The sequence below is a fragment of the Sphingobacterium sp. LZ11T8 genome (assembly GCF_024261425.1).
Classification (GTDB): Bacteria; Bacteroidota; Bacteroidia; order Sphingobacteriales; family Sphingobacteriaceae; genus Sphingobacterium.
Genome location: NZ_JANBZY010000001.1, coordinates 249988 through 266249 on the forward strand (window position 1 = coordinate 249988; position 16262 = coordinate 266249).

A 16262-nucleotide genomic window follows, 5' to 3' on the forward strand; every position below is an offset into this window, starting at 1 on the left:
CTTTTTATATTTTTATACCATCAGAAAAGACGTTTAAGGAAGATATGTTAATATTTTTAAAGAAAATACATAGGTTATTATATTTCATATCCGTCCTTTTTTTCTTTTCAATATGTTTTCCTTTTTTATATTTCCTTTCTAAGAACCCCAATAAAAATTACTCCTCCATTGTTTGGTTTAGGAAATGGATTTCCATCTTAAGTGTCCATTTAGTAGGCATCAGGTTCAAAATAGAATATGAGGAAGCAATCGACTGGAGCAAACCCTACATCATCTGCCCTAACCATACCTCTATATTAGATATTACAGCACTCACCTACCTTTGTCCGCAGGAATTTTCTTTTATTGGAAAGGTTGAATTGTTAAAGAATCCCGTCACACGTATTTTCTTTAAATCGATCGACATCCCTGTCAACCGTCAGAGCAAGATTTCAGCTTTCAAGGCGTTCAAAAGAGCCACTGAACTGCTACATGAGGGTAAATCGGTTGTTATCTTTCCAGAAGGGAAGATTGATGAAGAGTTCCCCCCGGTATTGCATAAATTTAAGGCTGGCGCCTTTAAAATGGCCATTGAGAACAACATTCCAATACTCCCTGTTGTCATCCATAATGCATGGGAGATCTTATGGGATGATGGCGGAAGATTTGGTTCAAAACCAGGCGTCATAAAAATATCGGTACTCAAACCGATTACATATGACAACAGTTCAAGTCAAAAATATGACTCTATTGAAATAGAAGTCTATGAAAAAATGAAAAAAGTATGGAATCAAGGGAGTTGATTTTAAGAAATGTTTCATTTTAAAACGTTGATTTTCTGAGAAATACACCTGTTAACAAAGAATTAAAGATAATTTCCTTGCATTAGTTAAATTAAATATTATTTTTGCGAAAACGTGAAACTTAATTAAAGAGATATGTATTGGACACTTGAATTAGCTTCTCATTTAGAAGACGCTCCATGGCCAGCGACAAAAGACGAATTAATTGATTATGCGATTCGCTCTGGAGCACCAGTTGAAGTAATTGAGAATCTTCAGGCGTTGGAAGATGATGGTGAACCTTATGAAAACATTGAGGAAATCTGGCCAGATTATCCAACAAAAGATGATTTCTTTTTCAACGAAGACGAATATTAAAATCGGTATAGAAAGCGCCTTGAAGAAGGGCGCTTTTTTAATATCATGGGGATTATATGTTGCAAACCTCCAAACAAATTAATCCTTTCTGCATTTTTTATGTCCATAGAACGACAATAAAATTTACTGAATGAAACATTACTTACTATATTTCTTGCTTTTTCTCAGCCCAACGATCAGCTTCGCACAGTTTGAACATGGAGATGATCGAACCGAAGAATATGCTGTCAATAGCAGGGATATCGCAACAGACTTCATCTACGACCTAAATGATAATGAAATCGCTTTGGATGTCATCCTGAGCAAATGGGTCATCGTGAATGAACCTTCCGATGAACTATATGACTATTTAGAAGTCAGTTTGGAAGAAATCAGACTGAACCTAAACAGTAAAAATATTGAACAGATAGAAATCAAAAACTACGCTGAACTTCCTCGTAAGGAGGTTCGTGATATCGATCCAGAAGATCTGGATGTAGATAATATGTTCTTCGTTTATTACAAGAACAGACTGGTTACCAGCGTCTACGTAGAAGGGGATAAAATCGGATCATTTACTTTGGTATCCAAAGGGAATGAAATGGCTCACTTTGTCACTTATTAACAAAAAATCATTTTTTGAAAGGATTTCTTGCAATTCTCAAAAACATCTTGGATATTTGTTGAACTAACGATGAAAACAGTACAATTCAATACAGCTTGGTGGTGGCACAACAAATAATGTTGTGGCAGACACCTATTGGTTGAATTAAAGAACTAAATAATAGTGGGCTTGCCTTTTCGGCAAGCCCTTTTTTATTGAAAAAAATATGAAAGAAATTTTAGCGCATCTATTTGAATACAAGTCCTTCAGCAGAAAAGAGGCTTACGATATCCTGACGAACATTGCAACTGGAAAATACGATACCCATCAGATTGCTGCCTTTATGACCATCTATGGAATGCGCAGTATCCGAGTGGAGGAGCTAGGCGGTTTCCGAGACGCGATGTATGACCTTTGCAATAAAGTAGACTTCAATGGTTTTGACCTGATTGATATGTGCGGAACCGGGGGTGATGGAAAAAACACCTTCAATATTTCCACACTTGCCTCATTTGTGGTGGCAGGCGCTGGTTACCATGTTGCCAAACATGGCAATGTAGGCGTATCATCCAGTTGCGGATCCTCCAACGTTATGGAGTACTTGGGCTATATATTTACTGCTGACAAAGATGTTCTAAAGAAACAATTAGAAACAGCCAACATCTGTTTCCTACATGCCCCATTGTTTCACCCAGCGATGAAAACCGTAGCGCCAATCCGCAAAGCTTTAGCGGTGAAGACCTTTTTCAATATGTTGGGACCATTGACCAATCCTGCAAACCCGAAATTCCAATCGGTTGGAGTATTTAGTTTGGAATTAGCTAGGCTCTATGCATACCTCTATCAAAACACCGACAAACAATACAGCATCATGCATGCCATGGATGGTTATGATGAAATTTCCTTGACGGGCGACTTCAAGGTTATCAATAATCAAGGGGAGAACTATTATACGGTGGAAGAGCTTGGCTTTACGGCAGTAGCTCCACAAGATCTTGCAGGTGGTGAATCCATCGAAGATGCGGCAAAGATATTCAAACAGATTATCGAGGGTGAAGGAAATGACATCCAGAACAATGTCGTCTTGACCAATGCAGCTTTTGGAATAAAAACCTTCCATCCAGAAAAAAGCTTTGCAGACTGTTATTACGAGGCAGAAGAGTCCCTATTGGGTCACAAGGCCTTGAAAAGCTTTAAAACTTTGATAAATGGCTAGGGAACTATTAGTAAAGGTCTGTGGGATGAAGGAAGAGCAAAACATTTTGCAACTCCTTGAGCTTCCTATCCAGTATATTGGGCATATCTTCTATAAGAAATCAGCACGATATGTTGGAGACCTGGTCAATATTTCCATGGCAAATGACATCAAAAAAACAGGGGTTTTTGTAAATTCCGACTTTGCCGAAATCATGGATGCGACTGAAAGATTCAACCTGAACAGCATCCAACTACATGGACTTGAACCAGTTGAGCTTGCTGCAGCATTAAAGGCCAAAGGCTTGGAAGTCATCAAAGCCTTTGGAATTGATGAAGACTTTGATTGGAAACAATTGGAACCATATATTGGGCAGGTCGATTACTTCCTATTTGACAGCAAGAGCCCAGCTTATGGCGGCACTGGAGTTACCTTCAATTGGCAAAAACTAAAAGAGTACCCCTACGATACGCCCTATTTCTTAAGTGGCGGGCTATCTTTGGAAAACTTACAGGAAGCCGTAAACTTTGAAGACTTGAAACTGATCGGCCTGGATCTCAATTCAAAATTTGAAATCGAACCTGGCCTAAAAGATATAGAAAAATTAATATTAGCATTGAAAACCATCAGAAATGAGCAAATATCAAGTAAATAATAAAGGATACTATGGACCATTCGGCGGGGCCTATATTCCTGAAATGCTTTATCCAAATGTCGAAGAATTGCAAAACCAATACTTGCAAATAATGGAAGACCCTTCTTTCAAGGAAGAATTTGAATACTTATTACGTGATTATGTAGGCAGACCCTCTCCCCTATATCATGCTCAACGTCTTTCGGAAAAATACAATGCCAAAATATTTTTGAAACGTGAAGACCTGAACCATACAGGAGCGCACAAGATCAACAATACCATCGGACAGATCTTGCTTGCCGAGAAACTAGGCAAGAAGCGTATCATTGCAGAAACTGGCGCTGGGCAGCACGGTGTGGCCACGGCTACCGTATGTGCCCTGAAAGGCTTGGAATGTGTGGTTTATATGGGCGAGATCGATATCCAAAGACAGGCTCCCAATGTAGCCCGAATGAAGATGATGGGTGCAAAAGTAGTAGCTGCCACATCAGGGAGCAAAACCCTGAAAGATGCTACCAATGAAGCTTTGAGAGATTGGATAAACAACCCTGTCGACACGCATTACATCATCGGCTCCGTGGTAGGACCACATCCTTATCCAGATATGGTGGCAAGGTTTCAGTCCATTATTTCGGAAGAAACCAAAAAACAATTATTAGAAAAAACAGGCAAGGAAACACCAGATATTGTTATGGCCTGCGTAGGTGGCGGGTCAAATGCAGCAGGCATGTTTTATCACTTTTTAGATGATGAAGATGTACAATTAATTGCTGTTGAAGCTGCTGGCCATGGTGTAGACAGTGGAGAATCCGCCGCGACCACGGTTTTAGGAAATGAAGGGGTACTACATGGCAGCCGTTCGATTCTGATGCAAACGGAACATGGCCAAGTCATCGAACCTTATTCCATCTCGGCCGGACTGGACTATCCAGGAATTGGCCCCCAACATGCTTGGCTTTTCAAATCCGGTCGCGGCTCCTATGTGAGTGCGACAGATGATGAAGCCATGCAGGCAGGACTACAATTGACAAAATTAGAAGGTATCATTCCGGCTATAGAAAGTTCGCATGCATTGGCTCACCTAGAAAAAATGAACTTTAAAGGAGACGAAACTGTGGTCATCTGTCTTTCTGGACGTGGCGACAAGGATTTGGACAATTACATGAAATATTTCGGTTTATAACATGATAAAGATTAACAAACAGGCAAAAGGATTGCTATCTATATATTTTACCGCTGGCTACCCAACGCTGGACAGCACCCTTGATATTGCAGAAGCACTGGAAAAAGCAGGTGCGGATTTCCTTGAAATTGGATTCCCCTACTCGGATCCGGTTGCCGATGGACCTACCATCCAACATAGTTCAGAAGTAGCACTGGAAAACGGCATGACCTTAAAGGTTTTGTTCGAACAATTGAAGGATCTACGAAAAAGAGTCAGTATCCCAGTATTTCTAATGGGTTATGTGAATCCCGTCCTTCAATATGGCGTAGAGAACTTCTGTAAAGCCTGCAAGGAGGTCGGAGTGAACGGCACGATCATCCCTGACCTTCCAATGTATGAATATGAAGAGCTGTACCAAGGAGTATTTGAAGAGAACCAAGTGAGCAATGTCTTTTTGGTAACCCCACAGACATCTGCCGACAGAATTAGAAAAATCGACTCTCTTTCGACAAACTTTATTTATCTCCTTTCTTCGAATGCAACCACTGGAACAAAATTAAATGTTCAGGAACAATCAGAAAGCTATTTCCAGAGGATTAAAGATATGGAGCTAGAGAACCCTGTCGTGATAGGTTTTGGGATCCACAATAAGGACACCTTTCAAAAAGCTACAAAATATGCCAATGGCGCCATTGTAGGAACTGCATTTGTCAAGTTATTGACAGAGGAAAACTACTTGGAGAAAATACCAGATTTCATTTCCTCCATTAAAGGATAGAAAAAAAACCTGATTCAGTTGAATCAGGTTTTTTATTTAATTAACTCTTCTCAGAATTTTGTTGAATAGGAAAATTACCAAGATTCCTGCTGATACTAGGCTTACCAAGCCTAAATACAACAGATTTGGATGTGCAGCTAAAGTTTCCATAAGTCAAAGGTTTATAAAGTAATAAGTCAATTCGAATATAATTAGTGTGAATTCTTTTGACAAGAAAAAATTACAATTAATTATCCACATATTCAGTGTTAGTTTCCTATATTTGAAACCGACATGAGAAAAATTGTAGCCATATGCTTACTATTGATTTATTCTGTATGCAGTACAGGGGCTACTATCCATATGCACCATTGTGGAAAAAGTACCATGTTCTCGGTTCTTGAGGAATCCAAAGTATCACATGACAGTTGCCCTATGTGCAGCAATTTGCACCAAGACCACGATCATGCTGATGATATGGAAACCAACAGCCAATGTGAAGATGACCATACCTGTCAAGATTCCAAAGTAAATTTAGAATTGACTACCGAAAGTGATCAATTGCGTTCAAAAATGCTATTTGGCAGTACTTTCGACTTTTCTCCGGCTATCGTATTGATCCCTTGGATTATCAATCATTGGGTACAAATCATTGAAGATAAACCCGAAGAACCCAATCCTTTCAAACCCGCTCTATTCGCGGAATCCCATTCTGTATACCTTCTCAACTGCACATTCATCATTTGATTAAATAAACTTTCAAAATCAATCTAGACTTTTTGAATTTTTATTAATTACGATGAACTATGCACTTATTTAGATATTTATTAGTATTTATTTTTATAGCTGTGGGCACAGGACTGTTCGCCCAAAACAATATTAACACCGAGAAATTTGAAGTTTCTGGCAATTGTGCCATGTGTAAGAAACGGATCGAGACTGCGGGCAAAGATGCCGGCGCAAAATCCATTGAATGGGATAGCAGTACTGGTATTGCTACTGTAACCTATGATTCCAGCAAAAATTCCTTAGATAAAATTAAACAGGGAATCGCTGAAGCCGGTCATGACACCAAAGAATTCCGTGCACCGGATGCAACCTATGAAGAATTACATGAATGCTGTCTGTACCCTAGAATGGATGCAGAGCAGGAGCATGACCACGACCATGACCATGCGGAGGAAGGCCATCAGCATGAGGAAGGCCAAGAACACAATCACGATGACGATGGCGGACATAACCACGACCATGACCATGAGGTTACTGGAGTCGTAGTTAATGAAAGTGAAAAAGGGGATTTGACCCCTATTACCGAAGTTACCATTTTCTGGTTGGACAACCCGAGCAAAAAGGTTAAGACCAATGAAAATGGCGTTTTCAAAATCATGCACCAGAAGCCTTATAGAAAGTTAGTGATCTCACATGCCAGTATGCAGGGGGATACCATCGAGGTAAAAAACCTACATGAAGTCCTCGTTGTACAGGCAAAGAACAACACTTTACAGGAAATCGTGGTCACTAGAAGACAGAAATCCAATTACATTTCTAAATTGACCCCAAACCGTGTAGAGACTATCACGGCGAAAGAACTTTTCAAGGCGGCATGTTGTGATCTAAGTGAAAGCTTTGAGACGAATGCTTCCGTGGATGTAGTAAGCAGCGATGCCGTAACGGGCAGTAAACAGATCCAAATGCTAGGACTTGCTGGTATCTATACCCAACTTACCGTTGAAGGTCTACCAGGACCTAGAGGCTTCGCTTCACCCTTAGGATTGAACAGTATTGCCGGAACTTGGATCGAAGCCATCAATATCAGCAAAGGCATTGGTTCAGTGGCCAATGGATTTGAAAACATGGCTGGCCAAATCAACGTTGAACTGAAGAAACCCCATAACAGCGAGAAGTTATTTTTTAATGCCTACGCCAACAATATGGGCCGTACCGATGTCAATCTAAACCTTTCGCATCATATCAATGAGAAATGGTCTGTTGGACTATTGCTGCATGATAACTTCATGTACAACAAGAAAATGAACTTCAGTGACAATGGCTTCCGTGATATTCCAGTAGGAAACCTATTCTCAGGTGTAAACCGTTGGCATTTCGAAAACGGCAAAGGAATCATTGCCCAGTTCGGCGTGAAATTCCTTCACGATGATAGAATTGGTGGACAGATTGAATTCAACGAGAATACTGATAAATTGACGACCAATAAATATGGTCTAGGATTCAAAAACCAAAGAATTGAAGGTTTTGGTAAATTGGGCTATGTATTCCCGACAAACAAACACCGTAGTATCGGGCTTCAATTATCTGCAAGTCAATATAAACAAGAAAGTTTCTTTGGATTGAACACCTACGATAATGAACAAAACTCCTATTATGCAAACCTATTGTTCCAGGATATCATCGGCGATGTATCCCACAAATATAAGGTTGGAGCTTCTGTTCAATATGACCACTATGATGAAGATCTGAAACGCGAAAATTCCAACAATGACTATGCCTACAATTTTGGCCGTAAAGAGGCTGTAACTGGCGTATTTGCAGAATACACCTTCAGCCCTAGCGAAAAGTTTGATGCTGTATTGGGAATCCGTCAGGATTACAACAATCTATATGGTTGGTTTACTACGCCAAGAGCAGTTTTGCGTTATGAGCCAATCCTGGGAACTACCCTCCGCTTAAGCTCAGGTCGCGGACAGCGTACTGCCAATATCTTTGCCGAAAACCTAGGTATCTTTGCCTCAAGCAGGGCTATCAACGGATTGGCAAACCTTGCTAGTGGCGAACATGCCTATGGACTTAAACCAGAAGTATCTTGGAATACAGGATTTACTGTTGACCAAAGCTTCCAGCTTTTCGGAAGGGAATCTGGCGTGTCCGTGGAACTATTCCATAACAACTTCCAAAATCAAGTAGTCGTTGATTTTGAAAACCCCCGTGAAGTATCATTCTATAACTTAGACGGGAAATCATACTCCAATAGCTTACAGGCTGAATTCAGATTTATGCCCGCTCCACACTTCGAAGCCAGAATGGCTTACCGTATGCTCGATGTGGAAACAGAATATAAATCAGGAAAGCTACAGAAACCGTTGACTGCTAAGCACCGTGGATTCATGAACCTAGCCTACAATACCCATTCAGGCTGGCATTTTGACTATACGCTGAACGTAGTGGGCAAAAAAAGATTGCCTAATACCAGCAGTAATCCAGTAGAATATCAATTGGCAAGTCAATCTGATGCCTATGTAACCATGAATGCTCAGGTGAGCAAAACATTGGGCAAGAACAAAAATTTTGATATTTATATCGGTGGGGAAAACTTAAGCAACTTCTATCAAAAAGATCCAATCTTGGCGTTTGACCAACCATTTGGTCAACATTTTGACACAAACATGCTTTGGGGACCTATGACCGGTAGAATGTTCTACACAGGAATTAGATATCATATTAAGTAAGGGTAAATGTAAATAAATGGGGCGGAAAATTAATTTTCCGCCCTTTATTTTAATATCTAAAGCTAGATTTATACAGCAAACATTTCCTTGAGTTCCTTTTGCAACCTGGCCGTAGGCAATCCGATCACATTTTCATAAGAACCTTCAATTCTCTCAATACCAATTCTGCCTATCCATTCTTGAATGCCGTAAGAGCCTGCCTTATCCATGGGCTGATAGTTTTTAACATAATAATTGATTTCCTCTTTCTCCAATTTGTTGAACCATACCTTCGTCGCCTCAACAAATGATCTTGTCTCGCCTTGATAAGCCATGGCAACTGCAGTAAAGACCAAATGTTCCTTGCCGCTTAGGCCAGTAATTACCTCTACAGCCTCTTCGGCATCCTTTGGCTTCCCTATTACAGCAGACAAATGATCTACGACAATGGTATCAGCGCAAATAATTAACTTATCATATAATGAAGGTTCATGGAATGCCGCCAATTTTGCTTCTGCAATATGTTGAACGACCTCTTCAGGAGACAAGGTTTCATCAAAGGATTCATCGGTTTCCCGAACCTCTACCGTGAAATCTATATCCATGGACTTCAATAGCTCCTTTCTTCGGGGTGATTTAGAACCCAAGATGATTGGGATCGCTTTTAATTTTTCTTGGACTATCATTAAACACTCTTTATTTCTGTCTGTACGCCCCAACGACCTTTCAATTTCAATATTTTCTCCAAGACATCACGGACAACTCCTTCCCCTCCTTTTTTCGGTGACATGTAATGCGAGATGGTCTTGATATCCTCCACGGCATCACTAGGACAGACAGCGATTCCCACTACCTGCATTACCTCATAATCTGGCATGTCATCTCCTACGTACATCAAATCCTCCATTTGCAATTCGTGTTTTTCGGTAAGTTGGGTCATGACATCCATTTTATTTCTTACACCTAAATGTATCTCTTGAATACCCAGACCTTCCAATCTCTTTCTGACACCCTCGGAATTTCCACCTGATATCACCCAAATATCTAAACCCATTTTAATTGCCAATTGCATGGCATAGCCATCTTTCACAAAAAAAGAACGCAACTGTTCACCCGCTTCTGTAACCAAAAGTCGGCCATCCGTCAGGACCCCGTCAACATCTAAAACAACTGCTTTGATTGCAGCAAATTTCTTAAGCACCATAATCAATTGATATTTCCAAAAGTAAATATTTTTTATAGACCAAAATTTTGAATTGTTAATTCATTTACGCCAAAGTTTTATTTGTTGCAACAGATAAATCACGGTATTGTCAGAAAATGGTTGCAAGGGAAACTTTTTATTGACATTTCTTTGTAAATGTTAATTCTCACCGTACCTTTGTTTCATAATTCGAAGGATAAGTAGAATTTATATTAAAATTGTCTTTTCATAATTTAGGTTTATAATTGGTTAGTATCAAACCCTGGCGCCCATCGTCAGGGTTTTTTCGTTTATAAACCTTCATAATTCCATAAAAAAAGCCATGATTTCAGAAAGCGCTAAACTTTCTTAATCATGGCTTTTCTTATTGATTGAGATAATTTATTTTTTATCAGGTCCTTGCGGCTTCGCTATAGATGTTCTCATATCGGTATCTGCTTGGATATTTTGCATTTTATAGTAGTCCATTATACCCAAGTTGCCATTTCTGAATGCTTCAGCCATAGCCATTGGAACTTGCGATTCAGCTTCGATTACCTTAGCCTTGGCTTCCTGAGCTTTCGCACGCATTTCCTGTTCGGTTGCAACAGCCATCGCTCTACGTTCTTCGGCTCTTGCATTAGCAACTTTTAGGTCTGCCTCGGCCTGATCGGTCTGAAGTTTCGCACCTACGTTTTCACCAATATCGATGTCTGCAATATCAATGGATAAGATTTCAAAGGCCGTTCCGGAATCCAATCCCTTGGAAAGAACAGTTTTTGAAATACGGTCTGGATTTTCCAAAACCTCCTTATGGTTGGCAGAGGAACCAATTGTTGTCACAATACCTTCACCGACACGGGCAAGAATGGTTTCTTCACCAGCACCCCCGACCAATTGATTGATATTTGCACGAACGGTAACCCTTGCCTTCGCAATCAACTGAATACCATCTTTTGCGACGGCTGCAACTGGAGGCGTATTGATAACCTGAGGATTTACGGAAAGCTGTACCGCATCAAAAACATCACGTCCCGCAAGGTCAATGGCTGTGGCCAACTTAAAATCCAAAGGAATATTTGCTTTATCCGCAGAAATCAGTGCCTTGATTACTTTATTTACATTTCCTCCCGCTAAATAGTGGGTTTCGATCTCATTGGAAGTAATTTTCAAGCCGGCTTTAGTCGAGGTAATCATGGCATTGGTCACCAAGGATGGTGGAACCTTACGCAATCTCATCAGTACTAAATTCAAAAGACTGATCTTTACATTCGACAATTGGGCCGTAAACCAAAGATTTACTGGCAACAAATACAACAGGAAAAAAATAGCTATTACTGACCCAGTAATGATTAGAACTAATTGAATCGGTGAATCCATTAATTTTTAGATTAATATTGTTTCTGACTTCTTAAAGATAAAAAAATATTCCGAACATGTTAGCTTTACCTCAATATCCATGATATTTCAACGAAAAAAGGTTATAAAAAATTAATAAACAATAAAAAACTATTTTTAAATTTAGGTGTTACACCAAGCAACCGATTGGTAAAAGGAATGATTTCGATATTTTTTAATACAGAATTCATTCTTAAAACGCTAATTATTAATTTTTTATACCGACAAAATTAAAATTTAAATCATTAATTTAGATTTTATTATTTCGACAATTTTATAGAATTGGACCAAGTAAATTATGGAAAAACAAGTGTTACTAAGTATAAAACAGATATATGGTGCTAATGATTCTTATTTAGTTCATTACCTTTGTCATAATTTTCTAAAAACTAACGCGATTTAATCACTTCTCTTGATTGTGGTTTCAAGTTTTAATTAGAAGAACATTATTTACATCTCTGTGCTGGATAATGAAATTTATACTTATGAAATTTAAAGTTAACATTCTATTCTAACATGAATAAGTTTAGTCAATTAAAGTGGCAATTTATAGTCAGCATTATTGTCGCTAATCTAATCATAATATTCTCCTATTGGTATTTCCTGAACAAACAACGCGAGTATTCAGAGACCATTAACGGTTATATAGAACTGGCGCAAAAACAATTCTACAACATCCAAGAATGGGAACTTGATATCCAGAAACTCTCCAAATACAAGAACCTGGAAAAAAGTGCAGATCCCCTGACAGTGGAACAACTAGAAGATGAAATCCATGGCTTGATTTTACAGATCGAACGTCCAAATGAGCTGTACCAGACTCCACCAAAGTCTGTGGAACATATTAAAGCTATAACGGCTTCCATTAGTGCTAACGAACACGATTTCAACACCGAGTCAACTGACGAAATCTTTAAGTCCCTAGCCAATGAACAAACGATAATAAATCAGGCTAGAAATTCCTTCACAAATGATGTGATTGAAGCCAGGAAAAAGCTCACTGATAAAAAATCCAAAGAACTTGCTAGTACAAGGGTGTATACCGCCGTTTTTGGTATCCTATCCCTATTAGGTATATTCTTTGCTTTCATCCAAACGCTGCGTATTCTTGAATACCTGCGCAGAAATACAAGAAAGGAAAAGGAATTAAACCACAACTTGACCAAAACCTCTGAAGAACTGGAAAGTGTCAATTGGGTGCTTACCAATTCCTCCAAACTCCATAATAACATCTCAGGCGTTTCTACGGAATCTGAAATTGCCAAAACTTCACTGAATGTGATCTCGGAAGTGACCAATTCTTTTGCTGGGGCATTTTATGTCCGAAAGATCGACTCCTATGAATTCAGGATACGTGACTCAAAAGGCCTAGACCCAAAAGATAAAATTGAGATATTCCGTCATGGCGAAGGGATTTTGGGATCGGTCGTAGAATCTAAAAAACCGCAGATTCTATCCTCGATTGACGTCAGCAATAGCAAGATAAAAACCGGGGTAATCAAATCCATTGAAGCCGACGTGATTTTATTCCCAGTGGTATATGAAGATTATTGCATCGCCCTGATAGAGATCATCGGATCCTTTCCAGATTCCAAGAAAGAAAACATCATCAACTACCTAACCCGAACTAGCCGTTCTATAGGTTCAGCTTTACATAGCCGTCAAAGCCATGCCTTAGTTGAAGGCCTGCTTGAAGAAACCCAAAGACAAACGGAAGAATTAGAAGCTCAACAGGAAGAATTGAGAATAACCAATGAAGAACTGGTTTATAAGACCAATCTATTGGAAGCTTCCGAAGAAGAGCTTCGGGTACAGCAGGAAGAACTTTCTCAAGCCAATAAAGAGCTTAACGAAAAAGCTGCAGAGCTTGAAAAGCGCAATAACGACCTTAATCATGCCCATACTGTCGTAGAACAGAAAATCACGGAAGTAGAGCAGGCAAGTAAATATAAATCCGAGTTTATGGCCAATATGAGCCACGAACTAAGGACTCCACTCAATAGTATCTTGATCCTTGCCAAGTTGTTGCAGGACAACAAACATAGCAACCTAAGTGAAGAACAGGTCAAATATGCCTCTGTAATTCATAATGCGGGTTCGGACCTACTGCAATTGATCAATGAACTCTTAGACCTAGCGAAAATTGAATCCGGGAAAGTAGAGATCCACAAGGACAGCATCAATAGCAAACATTTTGCTGCAAATCTTGAATCCCTATTTAAAGAGGTGGCAAAAGAAAAGTCTATCCGATTTAATATCGATATTAAAAAGGCGCCGGAACAATTTATTTCCGATGAATACCGCTTGGAACAAGTATTAAAGAACTTCCTTTCCAATGCATTCAAATTCACGGATCATAATGGAGAGATCAATCTGCAGATCATCAAACAATCTGGAAACTTACATTTTGCGGTTTCCGATAATGGAAAAGGGATCTCAGAAGACAAACAAGCTTTGATATTCGAAGCTTTCCGTCAGGAAGATGGATCTACAAGCCGCAAATATGGTGGAACAGGTCTGGGCTTGTCGATTTCGAAGGAGATTTCCTCTTTATTAGGCGGTCGAATTACCTTGGAAAGTGAATCTGGAAAAGGAAGTAAATTCACCTTGATCATTCCATTTACGGAATATAAAGACGCAGCTCCTGCGAAAGAAGCAGCCATAAAAACAACTCCGCCAGCAATTAAGGAAACAGCAGCAGCAAAACCCGCAGCTGTCGTAGAACCTGGACCAATTGCGGAGGTCGTAAGAGAGAAGAAATCTATCCTGATCATTGAAGACGATGTTAATTTTGCGGATATCCTGAAGGAATTTGCTCTAGAATTTGGCTTCAATGTCTTAAATGCCTATGATGGTGTTGCAGGTATCCAGATGGCCAAGGAAAATATTCCTGATGCTATTATTCTGGATGTGATGCTTCCATTGGCTGATGGCTGGGAAGTCCTGAAAACCTTAAAGGCAAACGAGACGACCAAGCATATCCCGATCCACATGATGTCTGCAGCTAATTTCAACAAGAAAGATTTCCTTGAAAGTGGCGCTATAGGCTTTATGGCAAAACCGGTTACTGGAGAAAGCATTGGAGTAGCCTTTGAAAACATTAAACTCAACATCAATAAGGACCTTAAGAAGATCCTATTGATCGAAGATCAGGAATTCCAAAGTGACCTGATCAAAAAGGCTTTTGCTGAACAGAACATCAATGTAATCCAAGCCTTCACGGTAGAATCAGGATTGAAAAAACTTGAACAGGAAAAGAATCTGGACTGTATCATCTTGGACGTGAAACTGCCTGATGGTAGCGGTCTTGAGATGTTGGATGTCATCAAATCGAATCCAAAATTTGAGAAACTTCCGGTCATCATCAATACAGCATATGATTTGAGCTCAGAGCAGACCGAAAGAATCATGCGCCATACACAATCTATGGTATTAAAATCAAGTAAATCCAACAATAGATTGATCGATGAGGTAAACCTTTTCTTAAACAAGCTATCTGCTCCGGCATATAATCCGATCAAGCATCCAGAGAAGATTGGTCCTAAAGAAAATTATGGAACAAGCACATTGGATCATAAAACGGTGCTAATAGCAGATGACGATATGCGAAATGTATTTGCATTGACCTCATCGCTACAGCAATATAACATGCAGATTGAGATTGCCAACAACGGCCTGGAAGCTTTAAACATCATTAACGATGAGCAAAAGGAAGTGGACATCGTCCTGATGGATATCATGATGCCAGAGATGGATGGTTATGAGGCCATCCAAGAAATCAGGAAAAACAAGAAATTTAAAGACCTGCCTATTATCGCCGTTACGGCGAAGGCAATGAAGGGAGATCGGGAAAAATCCATTGAATTGGGAGCAAACGATTATGTGAGCAAACCCATCGACCTTGATAAATTAGTATCATTAATGCAAGTATGGCTGAGTTAAGAGATTCCAATGAATTGAGTTTTTCAGAAGTAGAAGAAATTGTCTTTCTATTGAAGAATGTGTCAGATTTTGATCTGTCCGGATATACTCGCTCTTCATTGAAACGCAGAATCCAACGTATCATGAACCTGGAGGACATGGATATGGTGGATTTAAAGAATGCATTGGTCAACGTTGAGGGATTCCAGCAATATTTCATACAGGAAGTCACGGTAAATGTGACTGAAATGTTTCGGGACCCTGGATTCTTCAACAAACTCAACAAGGATATCATCCCCTACTTACAGACTTTCCCTAGGATAAAAATATGGAGTGCAGGTTGTTCAACCGGTGAAGAGGTTTATTCCCTGGCCATTCTGTTAAAGGAAAACAATCTAAGTGACCGTGCTTTTATTTATGGAACCGACATCAACAGTAAAGTGCTCGAAGTTGCCAAAAAAGGGATCTATCCCATCAATAAATTCAAGGAATATTCTGACAACTTCAATGCATACAACTCAACAGAAAGTCTTTCCAACTATTATACGGCAAGATATGATGCAGCGATCATTAACCATGACCTGAGGCAAAACATCCTGTTCTCAACCCATAACCTGGCAACCGATCAAGTCTTTAATGAGTTCCAATTAATAACGTGCAGAAATGTACTGATTTATTTTGATCTCAAACTTCAGGAACATGTCATCAACCTATTTTACCAATCCTTGGCACTGTTTGGATTTTTATGCCTAGGTACAAAAGAGACTTTAATGAGGCATGAGATTATGGATAATTTTAAGGTCATCGACAAGGAGTACAACATCTATCAAAAAATAAAATAGAA

General features: G+C 39.4%; 14 protein-coding genes. 11 read left to right on the forward strand and 3 right to left on the reverse strand.

The features are described from left to right. Positions 1-44 precede the first annotated feature (44 nt). The 9 genes from NLF99_RS01085 (at position 45) to NLF99_RS01125 (ending at position 8937) form a co-directional block, all read left to right on the forward strand. On the forward strand, positions 45-782 hold the full coding sequence (locus NLF99_RS01085) for a 1-acyl-sn-glycerol-3-phosphate acyltransferase (protein ID WP_254526453.1): 738 nt from the start codon (positions 45-47) through the stop codon (positions 780-782). A 135-nt stretch (positions 783-917) separates the two neighbouring features. Beyond that, on the forward strand, positions 918-1139 hold the full coding sequence (locus NLF99_RS01090) for a DUF2795 domain-containing protein (RefSeq protein WP_002996718.1): 222 nt from the start codon (positions 918-920) through the stop codon (positions 1137-1139). 130 nt (positions 1140-1269) lie between these two features. Further along, positions 1270-1743 carry a hypothetical protein gene (locus NLF99_RS01095; protein ID WP_254526454.1) on the forward strand — a complete coding sequence of 158 codons (474 nt, stop codon included), beginning with the start codon at positions 1270-1272 and terminating at the stop codon, positions 1741-1743. 205 nt (positions 1744-1948) lie between these two features. Further along, positions 1949-2938 carry an anthranilate phosphoribosyltransferase gene (trpD, locus tag NLF99_RS01100; RefSeq protein WP_254526455.1) on the forward strand — a complete coding sequence of 330 codons (990 nt, stop codon included), beginning with the start codon at positions 1949-1951 and terminating at the stop codon, positions 2936-2938. Beyond that, positions 2931-3572 carry a phosphoribosylanthranilate isomerase gene (locus NLF99_RS01105; RefSeq protein WP_254526456.1) on the forward strand — a complete coding sequence of 214 codons (642 nt, stop codon included), beginning with the start codon at positions 2931-2933 and terminating at the stop codon, positions 3570-3572. Before trpD ends, NLF99_RS01105 begins: the two co-directional genes overlap by 8 nt. After that, positions 3550-4734: a tryptophan synthase subunit beta gene (gene trpB, locus NLF99_RS01110; protein ID WP_254526457.1), complete on the forward strand. Its 1185-nt coding sequence runs from the start codon at positions 3550-3552 to the stop codon at positions 4732-4734. The genes NLF99_RS01105 and trpB overlap by 23 nt, the downstream gene beginning before the upstream one ends. Position 4735: 1 nt before the next feature. Continuing rightward, on the forward strand, positions 4736-5494 hold the full coding sequence (trpA, locus tag NLF99_RS01115; protein ID WP_254526458.1) for a tryptophan synthase subunit alpha: 759 nt from the start codon (positions 4736-4738) through the stop codon (positions 5492-5494). Between the two features lie 273 nt (positions 5495-5767). Beyond that, entirely contained in the window at positions 5768-6220 is a 453-nt protein-coding gene (locus NLF99_RS01120) for a hypothetical protein (protein WP_254526459.1), read from the forward strand. A gap of 59 nt (positions 6221-6279) precedes the next feature. Continuing rightward, entirely contained in the window at positions 6280-8937 is a 2658-nt protein-coding gene (locus NLF99_RS01125; RefSeq protein WP_254526460.1) for a TonB-dependent receptor, read from the forward strand. Between the two features lie 68 nt (positions 8938-9005). Here the strand turns inward: NLF99_RS01125 and NLF99_RS01130 are convergent, their stop codons facing one another. The 3 genes from NLF99_RS01130 to floA all read right to left on the reverse strand — a co-directional run bounded on the left by NLF99_RS01130 (position 9006) and on the right by floA (position 11479). Further along, a complete protein-coding gene (locus tag NLF99_RS01130; protein WP_254526461.1) occupies positions 9006-9602 on the reverse strand; it encodes a Maf family nucleotide pyrophosphatase in 597 nt (198 codons plus the stop codon). Then, the gene (locus NLF99_RS01135) at positions 9602-10120 is read right to left on the reverse strand and encodes an HAD family hydrolase (RefSeq protein ID WP_254526462.1); all 519 of its coding nucleotides are present in this window, start codon (positions 10118-10120) and stop codon (positions 9602-9604) included. Before NLF99_RS01135 ends, NLF99_RS01130 begins: the two co-directional genes overlap by 1 nt. A gap of 381 nt (positions 10121-10501) precedes the next feature. Then, entirely contained in the window at positions 10502-11479 is a 978-nt protein-coding gene (gene floA / locus NLF99_RS01140; protein ID WP_185211185.1) for a flotillin-like protein FloA, read from the reverse strand. Between the two features lie 534 nt (positions 11480-12013). Between floA and NLF99_RS01145 the strand changes: the two genes are divergently transcribed. Together NLF99_RS01145 and NLF99_RS01150 are read left to right on the forward strand one after the other, a co-directional pair. Further along, positions 12014-15439 (forward strand): response regulator, encoded by a 3426-nt coding sequence (locus NLF99_RS01145; protein WP_254526463.1) that lies wholly within the window; start codon positions 12014-12016, stop codon positions 15437-15439. Then, complete coding sequence (locus NLF99_RS01150) at positions 15427-16260, forward strand: protein-glutamate O-methyltransferase CheR (RefSeq protein ID WP_185215955.1); 834 nt, start codon at positions 15427-15429, stop codon at positions 16258-16260. The genes NLF99_RS01145 and NLF99_RS01150 overlap by 13 nt, the downstream gene beginning before the upstream one ends. The last annotated feature ends 2 nt before the right edge of the window (positions 16261-16262 follow it).